The 13,115-nt window shown below is 72.7% G+C and carries 8 protein-coding genes and 1 pseudogene; 7 read left to right on the top strand and 2 right to left on the bottom strand.

The window, feature by feature from the left end:
• Positions 1-131: 131 nt before the first annotated feature.
• Complete coding sequence (locus ACT3TZ_RS07450; RefSeq protein ID WP_444582769.1) at positions 132-1,436, bottom strand: heparan-alpha-glucosaminide N-acetyltransferase domain-containing protein; 1,305 nt, start codon at positions 1,434-1,436, stop codon at positions 132-134.
• 423 nt (positions 1,437-1,859) lie between these two features.
• Between ACT3TZ_RS07450 and purB the strand changes: the two genes are divergently transcribed.
• The 4 genes from purB to ACT3TZ_RS07470 all read left to right on the top strand — a co-directional run bounded on the left by purB (position 1,860) and on the right by ACT3TZ_RS07470 (position 5,688).
• Positions 1,860-3,272 (top strand): adenylosuccinate lyase, encoded by a 1,413-nt coding sequence (gene purB / locus ACT3TZ_RS07455; protein WP_444582770.1) that lies wholly within the window; start codon positions 1,860-1,862, stop codon positions 3,270-3,272.
• On the top strand, positions 3,269-3,634 hold the full coding sequence (locus tag ACT3TZ_RS07460) for a metal-sensitive transcriptional regulator (protein ID WP_444582771.1): 366 nt from the start codon (positions 3,269-3,271) through the stop codon (positions 3,632-3,634). The genes purB and ACT3TZ_RS07460 overlap by 4 nt, the downstream gene beginning before the upstream one ends.
• Entirely contained in the window at positions 3,631-4,317 is a 687-nt protein-coding gene (locus ACT3TZ_RS07465) for a DNA-3-methyladenine glycosylase (RefSeq protein WP_444582772.1), read from the top strand. Before ACT3TZ_RS07460 ends, ACT3TZ_RS07465 begins: the two co-directional genes overlap by 4 nt.
• Positions 4,318-4,488: 171 nt before the next feature.
• Positions 4,489-5,688, top strand: a complete 1,200-nt coding sequence (locus ACT3TZ_RS07470) for an MFS transporter (RefSeq protein WP_444582773.1) — start codon at positions 4,489-4,491, stop codon at positions 5,686-5,688.
• A gap of 109 nt (positions 5,689-5,797) precedes the next feature.
• On the opposite strand, the pseudogene ACT3TZ_RS07475 reads toward ACT3TZ_RS07470, so the two are convergent.
• A pseudogene (locus tag ACT3TZ_RS07475) lies at positions 5,798-6,556 on the bottom strand (helix-turn-helix domain-containing protein); the annotation flags it as partial.
• Positions 6,557-6,820: 264 nt separating this feature from the next.
• Between ACT3TZ_RS07475 and ppdK the strand changes: the two are divergent.
• From ppdK to ACT3TZ_RS07490, 3 genes are all read left to right on the top strand, one after another.
• Positions 6,821-9,526 carry a pyruvate, phosphate dikinase gene (gene ppdK / locus ACT3TZ_RS07480; RefSeq protein ID WP_444582774.1) on the top strand — a complete coding sequence of 902 codons (2,706 nt, stop codon included), beginning with the start codon at positions 6,821-6,823 and terminating at the stop codon, positions 9,524-9,526.
• A gap of 241 nt (positions 9,527-9,767) precedes the next feature.
• The gene (locus ACT3TZ_RS07485; RefSeq protein ID WP_444582775.1) at positions 9,768-11,705 is read left to right on the top strand and encodes an alpha/beta hydrolase; all 1,938 of its coding nucleotides are present in this window, start codon (positions 9,768-9,770) and stop codon (positions 11,703-11,705) included.
• 26 nt (positions 11,706-11,731) lie between these two features.
• The gene (locus ACT3TZ_RS07490; RefSeq protein ID WP_444582776.1) at positions 11,732-13,066 is read left to right on the top strand and encodes a hypothetical protein; all 1,335 of its coding nucleotides are present in this window, start codon (positions 11,732-11,734) and stop codon (positions 13,064-13,066) included.
• Positions 13,067-13,115 lie beyond the last annotated feature (49 nt).

A 13,115-nucleotide genomic window follows, 5' to 3' on the forward strand; every position in this document is an offset into this window, starting at 1 on the left:
CACCGACGCGTCGATCCCCTGACGGACGCCCCGCCCGGACGCCGTCCCGCGAGGCGCCGCCGACAACGCCGCCCGCCGTCGATCAAGACCTGTGCTCGGGGGGACGCACACATCTCCGTGCTCGACACAGGTCACCGCGCCCGTGACACCCGCGCCGCCACGTTCGACACGAGCGCCTCGAGCGGCCCGCGAACGCCTCTGCGCTCCAGCAGCGCGCCCACACCGAACGCGACGGCCAGGTGGAAGATCAGCACGCCCACCCCTGCGACGTACCAGGGCATCGTCTCGAGCTCCCCGGAGGTGGTGAGCAGAGCGATGATCGTGGCGATGCCCGTCAGGATCACGTGCACGGTGTACACGGTCAGGGCCGCCGCACCTGTGCGGCGCAGCACCCGGCCGGCCATCGACTGCAGGTGCCGGCGCGGAGGGACCAGGAGGAAGAGCAGACCGATCACGGCGATCGCGGCCCCGCTGGTCGCGAGCATGTCCACCGGTGACCCGGTGTGGGTGTTGGCCAGGGCCAGGTTCCACCAGCTGTGCCCGGGACCTCCGAACCCGGGGAGGTGGACGAACATCGCCTCGTTCCCCTGGGAGTTCGCCCAGGACGCCACGGCCCACGACACGAGATGGGCCCCGGCCGTCGTCACCGCACCGACCAGGAGTGCGCGCACGGCCCAGTCGCGCTCGCGTCCCCGGTCGATGGCCGTCAGCAGCGTGCGGACGAGGACGATGCCGGTCAGCAGGTAGGGGACCCACGTGATGAGCGGGTACGTGCCGGTCAGCAGGAGTCCGCGGGCCAGGACGACGGGGTGCAGGAGATCCAGCGGACTCGGGCCGCCGATCTCCATGACGATCTGCAGGGCGAACCGCACCTGCGCGTTGATCCAGCCGCCGGTCGCCGCGAGGACGACGACGACCGCGATCAGGTAGCGGCTGCGCACCAGCAGCAGGGGCGCGGCGATCATCATCGCCAGCCCCAGCGGGACGAGGACGACCGTGATCGTCGTGGGGATGAATCCGAGCAGCAGGCCGATGGCGGTCACCAGCGCGCCCCGGGTGAGTGCCTGGACCACGGCGCCTCGACGGTCACCCCGGGCGATCCTGGCCCGGGAGGCCAGCACGAGACTGCATCCCCCGACCACGGCGAACAGCGTCGAGGCGTTGCCCTCGGCGAGCACGGAGCCGGCTCGTGCGGCCAGCCCCGTGAGGCCGGGAGCGCCACCGAGCGGGATGAACAGATGCGTCACGAACATGCCGATGATCGCGACCAGGCGGGCGAGGTCGAGGGCTTCGAGGCGCGGGGCCGGTGCCCTTCCGCTCGACCCCGCCGAGGGCCTGCTCGCCGATGGCGGACGACCTGGCTCGTGCGCGGAGGCGACGCGTTGCGGGAGATGGGTGCTCGGCGGCGTGGTCGCCGCGGTGGCTTCGGGGTCCATGGCTCCATCGTCGACAGACCCGTCGCGGCGCACGACCGCTCGCAGGGGGACCCGGATCCGACTCCGGGATGACCCGGCGCCGGGCCCGATCCGATCCGGGTCGCAGGGCACAGCGGTCCAGGGCACGGCACGTCCGCAGATCGATCGAGGCGATCGGTTCCCGACCATCGCAGATCGACGACGAGCGCGGAATGCCCCCGATCAACGCAGTCCGCCGCCCCCACGACGAGGTCATGGCGGACGCGTCCGCCATCCTCGAGGGCCTCCCGTCCCCGAGGTCCCTCTCCTCGTCCACGACGAGGGCGCTGGTCACGTCGGTCCCGTGCACCGCGGAGAGAGCCGGCGCCCCGGGTCGGCTCTCGTCGATCGTCAGGGCGATCCGGCGCCCGCCGGAGTCGTGCCCCGGTCTGGAACAATGACCCCATGCCGCAGAGCCTCGCCGACATCACCCCTCCGATCGCCCTCACGCCGCTGGACGGCCGCTACCGCGCCCAGGTGGCACCGCTCGTGGACCATCTGTCCGAGGCGGCGCTGAACCGGTCCCGCCTGGTGGTGGAGACCGAGTGGATGATCCACCTCCTGGACGGCGGGGCGATCCCCGGGCTTCGCCCCCTCACCGAGGAGGAGCGCGCCCTGCTGCGGGCGATCCCGGAGGACTTCGGCGCGGAGGGGATCGCCGAGCACGCCGAGATCGAGGCGGAGACGGTGCACGACGTCAAGGCCGTCGAGTACTTCATCAAGCGTCGCCTCGAGGGCACGTCGCTGGCCCCGCTCGCCGAGATCGTGCACATCTACTGCACCAGCGAGGACATCAACAACCTGGCCTACGCCCTCATGATCCGGGGCGCGGTCCACGAGGTGTGGCTGCCGGCCTACGCGGCGCTGATCGGCGAGATCGAGACGCTCGCGCAGGCCACGGCCGAGGTGCCGATGCTCTCACGCACCCACGGCCAGCCCGCCACGCCCACCACGCTGGGCAAGGAGCTCGCGGTGTTCGTGCACCGCCTGCGCCGTCAGCAGCGCCGGGTCGAGGCGGATCAGACCCTGGGCAAGATCAACGGCGCGACCGGCACCTACGCGGCGCACGCGGTGTCGGTGCCCGGGACCGACTGGGAGCAGGTCTCGCGCACCTTCGTCGAGCACCTCGGTCTCACCTGGAACCCGCTGACCACGCAGATCGAGTCCCACGACTGGCAGGCCGAGGTGTACGCGGACATCGCCCGCGCCGGCCGGATCCTGCACAACTTCGCGACCGACGTCTGGACCTACATCTCGCTGGGCTACTTCCGCCAGCGGCTCTCGGCCCAGGGCGGCACCGGCTCCTCGACGATGCCCCACAAGGTCAACCCCATCCGCTTCGAGAACGCCGAGGCGAACCTCGAGATCTCCGGGGCCTTGCTGGACGTCCTGTCCCAGACCCTCGTGACCTCACGCCTGCAGCGGGACCTCACCGACTCCACCACCCAGCGCAACGTCGCCCCGGCACTGGGCCACGCGCTGCTGGCGATCTCGAACCTCCGCCGCGGTCTCGCCGGTCTGGACGTCGACGCCCGGACGATGGCCGAGGACCTCGACGGGAACTGGGAGGTGCTCGGCGAGGCGGTCCAGTCGGTCATGCGGACCCTGGGCGTCCAGGGCGCCCGGGGCCTCGACAACCCCTACGAGCGCCTCAAGGAGCTGACCCGCGGCCACCGCGTGGACGGGGACGCGATGCGGGCCTTCGTCCGCGACCTGGCCCTTCCCGCCGCCGAGGAGGAGCGCCTGCTGGCGCTGACCCCGGCGACGTACGTCGGCTACGCACCCCGGCTGGTCGATCACCTGCAGGACCCGTCGTGAGCACCCCGCGCGAGGCGGACGCGTCCGCCGTCGACGAGGTGGTCGAAGTGGTCGATGCCTCCGAGGGCGAGGTCGTCGACGAGCCCGGCTACCACGGCGACAAGGCCGCCTTCCTGCGCCGTCTCAAGCTCATCGAGGGGCAGGTCCGCGGCCTGCAGCGCCTGGTCCAGGACGACACCTACTGCATCGACGTGCTCACCCAGGTCTCCGCGGTCTCCAAGGCGCTCGAGTCCTTCTCCCTGGCCCTGGCCGACGACCACATCCACCACTGCGTCCAGCACGCCGCAGCTTCCGGGGACCCCGCCGAGATCGACCGGAAGATGGACGAGGTCACTGCCGTCGTCCGGCGCCTGCTGAAGTGACGCGCCCGCCGTCCCCGGCGTCGCCCCCGGGGCCGACGCCTCCGCCCGATCCGACCCGCGAGCCGCGCGCCCCTCTCCCCCGCACCTTCTTCGACCGTCCCGTCCTGGACCTCGCGCCGCTCCTGCTGGGCTGCGAGCTGGTCGGGCGCGGGGTCCGCCTGCGGATCAGCGAGGTCGAGGCGTACGTGGGCGCGGAGGACCCCGGCTCCCACGCCTATCGCGGCCGCACCCGGCGCAACGCCACGATGTTCGGGCCGCCCGGGCACCTCTACGTCTACCGCCACATGGGCCTGCACGTGTGCATGAACGTCGTGGCCGACGCCGAGGGGATCGGCACCGGGTGCCTGATCCGTGCCGGGCAGATCGTCGAGGGTCTCGACGTGGCCCGCGCCCGACGCAGCGCCCACGGCGTCACCCGCACCGACGCCGACCTCGCCCGCGGGCCGGCCCGTGCGACCGTCGCCTGCGGCGTGACGTGGGCCGATGACGGCACGGACCTGTGCGACCCCGCCACCGGCCTCCGCGTCGAGCCGCGCTCGCCCGCATTCCCCGCACCGGTCGTGGCGACCGGCCCGCGGATCGGACTGCGCGAGGAGGCGAGCGACCCCGCACGCTTCGCCTGGCGCTTCCGGATCCTCGGCGACCCGACCGTCTCGGGCCCCGCGAAGCTCAACCGGCCCTGACCGGGGCTGCGCTGCCGCGTCCGCGGCGCGCCGGAACCGCTGTCGTGTCACGTCGTGTGACGCAGCCCCCATCGGCCACAAGATCGCCACCACCAGGAGCGACGGACGCTTGATCAACACCGGCGGCACCTCGATCAACCCTCGCGACCGCCGACGGCGCAGGCTGGCACCATGACCGCTGAGATCGATGAGCATCCCCTCCCTGGCGACCGCACGCCCTCCCCCGCGACCACGGCCCCCGCCCGCTCCCGCGTGGGTGCCGTGATCGCGCTCGCGGGCGGCATCGCGATGCTCGTGCCCGCCGAGTTCTTCCCCGCACGGGTCCTGCCGCACCTGGCCCGGGACCTGCGGGTCACCGAGGGCACCGCGGGCCTGGCCGTGGCCGTGACCGCCCTCGCCGGCGCCCTCACCGCCCCGGCGATCGCCTCGGTCCTGCCGCGGGCCGACAGGCGGCGCGTGCTGCTGGGCCTGCTGGTCCTCGCACTCCTCTCCAACATCGCCGTGGCCCTGACCCCGTCCTTCGCCGTGCTGCTGGCCGGGAGGTTCGTGCTGGGGATCGCGATCGCCGGGTACTGGTCCTTCGCCTTCGTCGCCGGGACCCACGCCCTGCCCGGCAGGCCGGCCCTCGTGTCCACCGCGCTCGCGAGCGGCACGAGCGTCGCCACGATCGTCGGCGTGCCGCTGGCCTCGTTCCTGGGGGACGTCGTCGGATGGCGTGCGGTGTTCTGGATCGCCGCGGCGCTGACGGCGCTCTCGCTGATCGCCGTGGCGCGCCTGCTGCCGTCGGTGCCGGCCCAGCCGGGGGCGGGCCTGGCGATGATGCGCACGGCCCTGACAAACCGTCGTCTCGTCGCGGGGATCCTCCTCGTGGCCGTCGTCGCCTTCGCGAACTTCACGGCCTACCCGTACATCCGCCTCGTGATCGATGCCGTCGCGCCGTCGTCCGCGCCGCTGCTCCTGCTGGGATGGGGCGTGGCGGGTCTGGTCGGGAACCTGCTCGCGGGCCGGCTCGCCGGGCGGCTGCGCCTGGCCGTGGCACTGGGGCCCGCGGTCCTCGGGATCGCCCTGGGCGTGCTGACGGTGTCCGACGGGGTCCTGCCCCTGGTCCTCGCGGTGCTCGCCTGGGGCCTGGGCTTCAACATGGTCCCGGTCAGCACGCAGCTGTGGGTGACCTCGGTCGATCCCGCCCGCGCGGAGTCCGCGCTGGGCCTGCAGGTCACGGCGTTCCAGGTGGCGATCATGGTCGGCTCCGTGACCGGCGGCGCCCTGGTCGATCACACGGGGGTCGGGGCTGCGCTCCTGCTCGGGGCCGTCGCGGCGATCGTCGGGGCGATCGGGTTCGGAGCGCTGAGGGCGCCGTCGGCATCCTGACTCCCCGCGGGCTCACGACCACCCGTGGCCGTGGACCCGCCATCGAACCCACGACCGCCGCCTGCGTCCGGCGTGCCGGCACCGTGCTGGCGCCACACCCCGGCGGCCGCCCCATCTCCGCCACGAAGGCCCGCACGAACGCGGCCGTCGAGCCGTATCCCACGGAGAAGGCGACGGCCGTGACGGTGCGGTCGGTGGTCCCCAGCTCGTGGGCCGCGCGCTCGACGCGCACCCGCCGCACGAACCGCATGGGGGACATGCCCATCGTCTCCTGGAAGCGGACGGACAGCGCGGTCCGGCCCAGCATCGCGATCCGACCCAGCTCGGCGATGGTCCAGCCGTGCGCCGGTGCGGCCGTCACGGCGAGCGCCACGGAGCGCACGGCGGGATCCATGCACGGCACCTCCGGGGTCCCGGCGGCGTCGGCGATCGCGGCACGCATCGCCGCGGCGAGCAGCTGCCCGTAGGCCGGTCCCAGCCCGGCGGCCACGGCGGCGGGATCGTCCGTGGCCAGCTGGGCCGCGGTGTGCAGCGGGCAGGTCGTCAGCAGCGCGACCACACCTCCCTGCCTGCCGGCGAACCCGCGCGCGAGCTGCACGTCGCGGCCCGGGTCCAGGCCGTGCAGGCGCAGCTCGGCCACGACCACGCGGGAGGGTCGCTCCGCGGTCGCGCGGTGCAGGGACGGGCGGCGCAGCAGTGCGGCATCGCCGTCACCCAGCCTGCTCGCGGGGCCGCTGCCGCGGATCCCGACCTCGCCCTCCAGGACCAGCACCCACACCGCACCGGAGGTGCAGGTCAGGTGCTCGCCGGCGTCGAGCTCGCGGACACGGGAGCCGAGGATCTCCCACGGATCGGGGTGCGGGGCCATGTGCACGGCAACGTCCCTCGCCGCGACGGCATTCCCGGCACGCGGGCCGGGATCGGGCCCGGAGGCCGCCGCGCCGTGCCCGATCCGCCCCGACTTCGGGCAGGTTCGGGCATCGTCGGACCGAAGCGTCCCCCAGGGATCCGCGCCCGGCGTCCAGCACCTACAGTGACCTCACGGTGCACCGACGCACCGGGCGGCCACACCTCATGGAGCGCCGTCCCGGCGGCTCCCCTCCGGGAGCGCGACCCCACGAAGGACCGTGCGATGACCGATCAGTACATCCGTGCCTTCCGCGACGGATCCAAGGACGACAAGGTGCTCCTCGGCGGCAAGGGCGCCAACCTCGCCGAGATGACCCGCCTCGGACTGCCCGTGCCACCCGGGTTCACCATCACGACCGACGCCTGCCGCTACGTCATGCACCACGGCGAGGCCCCGCCCGAGCTCGAGGAGCAGGTGGCGACGGCGCTCGCGGTGGTCGAGGAGGAGCTCGGGCGACGGCTCGGGGACCCCGAGAACCCTCTGCTCGTCTCGGTCCGCTCCGGCGCGGCGGTGTCGATGCCTGGGATGATGGAGACGGTGCTCAACGTCGGCCTCAACGACGAGACGGTGCAGGGCCTGGCACGCATCTCCGGGTCCCCGCGCTTCGCCCAGGACTCCTACCGTCGCCTGCTGCAGATGTACGGGCGCACGGTGCTGGACATCCCGGCCGACGCCTTCGAGGACGTCCTCGACGAGGTCAAGGCCGACCGTGGGGTCGCCACCGACGTCGAGCTGGACACCGGGGATCTCGAGGGGATCGTCGCCCGGTTCCAGCGGATCATCCAGGAGCAGACCGGGGAGCCGTTCCCGCAGGATCCGCGCGAGCAGCTGCGGCAGTCGATCCGCGCGGTGTTCGCCTCGTGGAACGCCCCGCGGGCGATCATCTACCGCAACGCCGAGCGGATCAGCCATGAGATGGGCACGGCCGTGAACATCTGCTCGATGGTGTTCGGCAACCTCGACGACGACTCGGCCACCGGCGTCGCCTTCACACGCGACCCTGCCACCGGCACCACCGGCGTCTACGGGGACTTCCTCGTCAACGCCCAGGGCGAGGACGTGGTCGCGGGGATCCGCAACACCCGCTCGCTGCCCGAGCTGGGTGACGTGATGCCCGCCGTCTACGCGCAGCTGACCGACATCATGGAGCACCTCGAGCTGCACTACCGCGACCTGTGCGACATCGAGTTCACCATCGAGTCCGGGACGTTGTGGATGCTCCAGACCCGCGTGGGCAAACGCACCGCGGCGGCGGCGTTCCTGCTGGCCACGACGCTGGTCGACGAGGGCGTCATCGACGAGGAGGAGGCGCTGCGGCGGGTCTCCGGGGAGCAGCTCACGCGCCTGATGTTCCCGCGCTTCGCCGCCGGGGGCGACCACCACCTCATCGCGCGCGGCCTGAACGCCTCCCCCGGCGCCGCCGTGGGAGCCGTCGCCTTCGACTCCGAGACGGTGATCGCACGGCAGCGCGAGGGGACCGCCTCGATCCTCGTGCGCCGCGAGACCAATCCCGACGACCTCGGCGGCATGCTGGCCGCCGCCGGGGTGCTGACCTCCCGCGGCGGCAAGACCTCCCACGCCGCCGTGGTGGCCCGCGGGCTCGGCCGCACCTGCGTGTGCGGCGCCGAGGCGCTCGAGGTTGACGAGAAGGCCGGGGAGCTGCGGGTCGGCGGGGAGGTCGTCGCCCGCGACGGGGACGTCATCTCGATCGATGGCTCGACCGGCGAGGTGTTCGCCGGCGAGGTGCCGGTCGTGGACTCCGAGGTCGCGCAGTACCTCGCTGGGGACGTCGACGGCGATGCTCCCGACGCCCCGGACCTGGTGCGCAGCGTGCACCGGCTGATGGGGGTCGCCGACCGCACGCGACGCATGCGGGTGCGGGCCAACGCCGACACCGCCGAGGACGCCGGGCGCGCGCGGGCCATGGGCGCCGAGGGCATCGGGCTGGCCCGCACCGAGCACATGTTCCTCGGGGACCGCCGCAAGCACGTCGAGGACCTGGTCCTCGCGGCCGACGACGAGGAGCGCCACGAGGTCCTGGACCGTCTGCTTCCCATGCAGCGCGAGGACTTCGTCGGGATCCTCACGGCGATGGGCTCGCACCCGGTGACGATCCGTCTGCTGGACCCGCCGCTGCACGAGTTCCTCCCGGACCTCACGGAGCTGTCGGTCAAGGTCGCCCGTGCCGAGGAGCGGGGGAGGTCCCGGTCCCGGCGCGACCGCAAGGTGCTCGCGGCGGTGCGCCGCCTCCACGAGCAGAACCCCATGCTGGGCCTGCGCGGCGTGCGCCTGGGGCTCACCATCCCGGGGCTCTACGGGATGCAGACCCGCGCGATCCTCGAGGCCGAGGCCCAGGTGCGCCGCGACGGCGGGGACCCGCACGTCGAGATCATGGTCCCGCTCGTCTCCTCGGTGCGGGAGCTGTGGGAGATCCGCCATGAGCTCGAGGAGGTGCGCGACGAGGTCGCCGCCGAGCTCGGCACCGCGATCACCTGCCACATCGGCACGATGATCGAGCTGCCGCGGGCCGCCCTGCGGGCCGACGAGATCGCCGAGGTCGCCGAGTTCTTCAGCTTCGGCACCAACGACCTCACGCAGACCACCTGGGGATTCTCCCGGGACGACGTCGAGGCCGGGTTCTTCTTCACCTACAAGGACCGCGGGATCCTCCTGACCAGCCCCTTCGAGTCCATCGACCAGTACGGCGTGGGCGAGCTGGTGCGGATCGGGGCCCAGCGCGGCCGCCGCGCGAACCCCGGGATCCACCTCGGGGTGTGCGGTGAGCACGGCGGAGATCCGGACTCGATCCGGTTCTTCGAGGACGTGGGGCTGGACTACGTGTCCTGCTCCCCGTTCCGGGTGCCGATCGCCCGCCTCGAGGCGGGTCGGGCCACCCTCATGGCCGCCGAGTTCGCCCCGCACCATTGACCGCTCCCCCGCCCGATGGCCCTCGTCGCACGGACGAGGGCCATCGGTGATCGCACGCGGCCCGATTGCGCGCCTTTCGTCCGCTGTGGACCGATAGGCGATTCAGGTCACGTTCGTATATCGTTCTTCACGCGACGTGCGTCACATGTGCGCGTGCGTGCAGACTGCAGTGCATCCCACCCCGAGACCGGCCTCCCCGCGCATGTCGCCGCCGGTCCGCCCCGCAAAGGACGACACCCGCATGAGACGACGCCTCGGCAATCTGCCGCTCCGACTCCTCACGGGGGCCATGGCCTCCGTGCTCGCGATCGCGGGCGGCGCCGTCGCCGCCTCCGCGGACCCGGCCGATCCGACCGCGCGGATCGACGACCTCTCGACCGATCCCGCCTACGCGCAGTTCTTCGAGCAGAGCATCACCTGGGACACGGTCAGCTGCGCCGACTACTACCCCGAGGCCGAGCAGGCCGCCTACGCGCCGTACTACCAGAACTCGCAGTGCCAGACGATCACGGCGCCCAAGGACTGGCAGGACCCGTCCCAGGGCACGATCGAGGTCGCCTTCTCGGTGGCCCGGGGCTTCGACCCGGCGACCAACACCGAGCGTCTCCTGTTCACCAACCCCGGCGGCCCGGGCGGGACCGGCGGCGACTTCGGCGCGATCCTGGACACGCCCCGCTTCGCCCACATCAACGAGGGCCACGCCGTCGTGGGCGTCGACCCCCGCGGCGTCGGGCACTCGACGCATGTCTCCTGCGAGAGCACGCCGTACCCGGCCGACGCCCTCGGCGGCGACGGGGACTCCCAGGACCCCACCCGCGAGGAGATCGCGAAGCTCCAGGCCTGGGTCGTCACCGACAACACCCAGTGCGCGAGCTCCGATCCCGGCCTGCTGCCGTACATCAGCACCCAGCAGACCGCCCGCGACTTCGACCTCGTGCGCCACCTGCTCAGCACCAAGGACACCAGGTCCGACTACTTCGGGGTCTCCTACGGGACCTGGCTGGGCAGCTACATCAAGCGCATGTTCCCCGGCGACTTCGACCGGGTGCTCCTGGACGGCAACACCGACTGGACCTCGGACTCGATGTACCGGGTGTTCGGCTACCAGGCGCCCGCCTTCCAGGCCTCGGTCGACGTCCTCATGGTGCCGTTCCTCGCCCGCCACGACGCCACGTACCACCTGGGCTCCACGCCCGAGCAGGTCACCGCGACCATCGCGGCGGCCCGCCAGAACGTCGCGGCGGAATACCAGCTCTCGGGCGGGAGGTCGGCCAGCCCGGACGACTTCGACAACGTGCTGATCATGGCGCAGTACTCGACGAACTCCTGGGCCACGGCCGCCCAGGCCATCCAGGCCGCCACTGCCCCCGCGGGCCCCGAGCGCAGCGCAGGCCTGCTGGCCCTGGCCCAGACCGACGACCGCGCCCCGGTGGACCGCGACAGCTCCTCGTCCACGACGATGCGCGCGATCATCTGCAACGACACCGACCGTCCCACCGATGACGCCAGCTACATCGGCCGCTTCGACGACGCGAGCCGCTACAAACTGCTGGGCGCCAACCGGGTCTACGACTCCTGCGCCGGCTGGCCCTACCGGGACACGACGGTGCCCCAGGCGATCAAGGACCGGCCCTTCGCCGCCCTGATGACGGACAACGAGGCCGATCCGGCCACCGCGTACGAGGGCTCCTGGCGCACCAACAAGGAGGCCGGCCCCGACGTCAAGGAGATCGTCGTCGACAACGGTCCCGGTCACGGGATCGTCACCGGCCTGCTGGCCAACCCCAAACCGTGCGTCAGCGTCCCGGTCACCCGGTACCTCCGCACCGGTCAGCTGCCGGCCGGCGACACCTCGTGCCAGACGCTCCCGTACTCGGTGAGGACGGCCGGCGGCACGATCGCCGACACCTCGATCTTCGAGTACGGCAACAAGGGAACCGCCACGCGGGTCCCGCAGGCCTTCATCTACGACCCGACGGCCAAGAACCCGCGGCGCGGCTACAACGCCCTGCTGGATCGCAACGCCGATCCCTCGAGGTTCGGCACCGGGACCGGCACGGCGGCCGCGCCGGCGATCATCGCGACCGACAAGAAGGTCCCGACCGTCTCGGCCGAGGACGTCGAGGCCAACGACGTCGTGGTCGACAAGTACCGCGAGCCCTCCCAGGGCGTGAAGTGATGAGCAGGACGACAAGGAGAACGACGATGCCCCAGCGCAGTGCACGGACCCCCTGGGCGGCGGTGTCGGGCTTGGCTGCCGCGGGCCTCCTCCTGGCAGGCTGCTCGGTCGCGGCCACGCACGACGGGGACCGCGACGACTCGCGCTTCCTCTCCGTCGCCGCGCCGGTCGGCGACGTCGGAGCCGGGGATGCCGCCGCGGCGCTCCCCGCCGGCGCGGGCGGCCCGGACGAGAAGCCCGCCGAGGCACCGGCATCGGATCCCTCGACGACGCAGGACGCCCCGGAGAAGGAGTCCTCCTCCGCCGCGGAGACCTCGGCCGAAGCTCCTGCGGCGTCGACGTCGGACGCGAGCACCGGATCATCGGCCAAGGAGTCCGGGACGTCCGAAGATGCCGAGGGCGACGCGAGCACCTCGAAGACGCCGTCCGAGACGTCGGCAGGGACGAAGGCCGAGAGGTCCGCGTCCACCGGCTCGGAGGACGCCTCGACGTCGAAGGGCTCCGCCGAGAAGCCCGCCGCCGAGGGCGCGGACTCAGCGCCCCGGGACTCCGCGGAGACGGGTGCCGCGCAGGACGCGACGACACCTGCCCCCACCTCGACCGGTCCGGGTGGCACCCCGGGCGTGAGTCCCTTGAACGTCGAGTTCCCGGCGCCGACGATCTCCGTGACGCCGGCCGAGATCGCGCTGGCCGACCTGAAGGACCCCACCAAGGGCGTCACGATCACGGTCACGGGCGCCGAGCCCAACATCGAGGTCTATGACCAGCTCTCGAATGCGCCCTACCTCACCGACGGAAACGGCGCCGTGACCTTCGTCGTCTTCTACGCCGCGGATGCGCCGGCGTTCAAGGGCGAGGTCGAGAGCGCCGTCGAGGACTACGACCCCCTCGGTGAGGAGCTGTTCCTCCCGTACACCTTCGTGGTGCTCGAGGACGCCCCGACCCCGACGGAGACGCCCACCTCGGACGCCCCCACGGAGACGCCGACGACCGACGCGCCCACCGGGACGCCGACGACCGTCGCGCCGACGACGGACGCACCGACAGCAACGCCCACGACGGATGCACCCACGGGCACGCCGACAGGAACGGCCTCGCCCACCACGACGTCGGGCCCGACGGCCACGGCGACGAGCGATGCTCCGACGTCCACCCCGTCCCCGACCAGCTCGGACTGGTCGGGGACGCCGTCCACGACCGCCAGGCCCACGTCGACCTCCACCGATCGCGCTGACGGCGCGACCGTGCACACGGGAGGCTCGACCACCTCGGGTGCTCCCGTGGTGATCGGAGGCGTGCTCATCGCCCTCGGCGGCGGTGCGCTCGTGCTGCTCGCGATCCGCCGGTGGCGGCACCGCTGATCTGAGACTGTGAGGAACGGCCGTGGGCGGGGGGGGGGGGGCCCGGGCC

The sequence above is a fragment of the Brachybacterium sp. AOP25-B2-12 genome (assembly GCF_052378625.1).
Lineage (GTDB): Bacteria > Actinomycetota > Actinomycetes > Actinomycetales > Dermabacteraceae > Brachybacterium.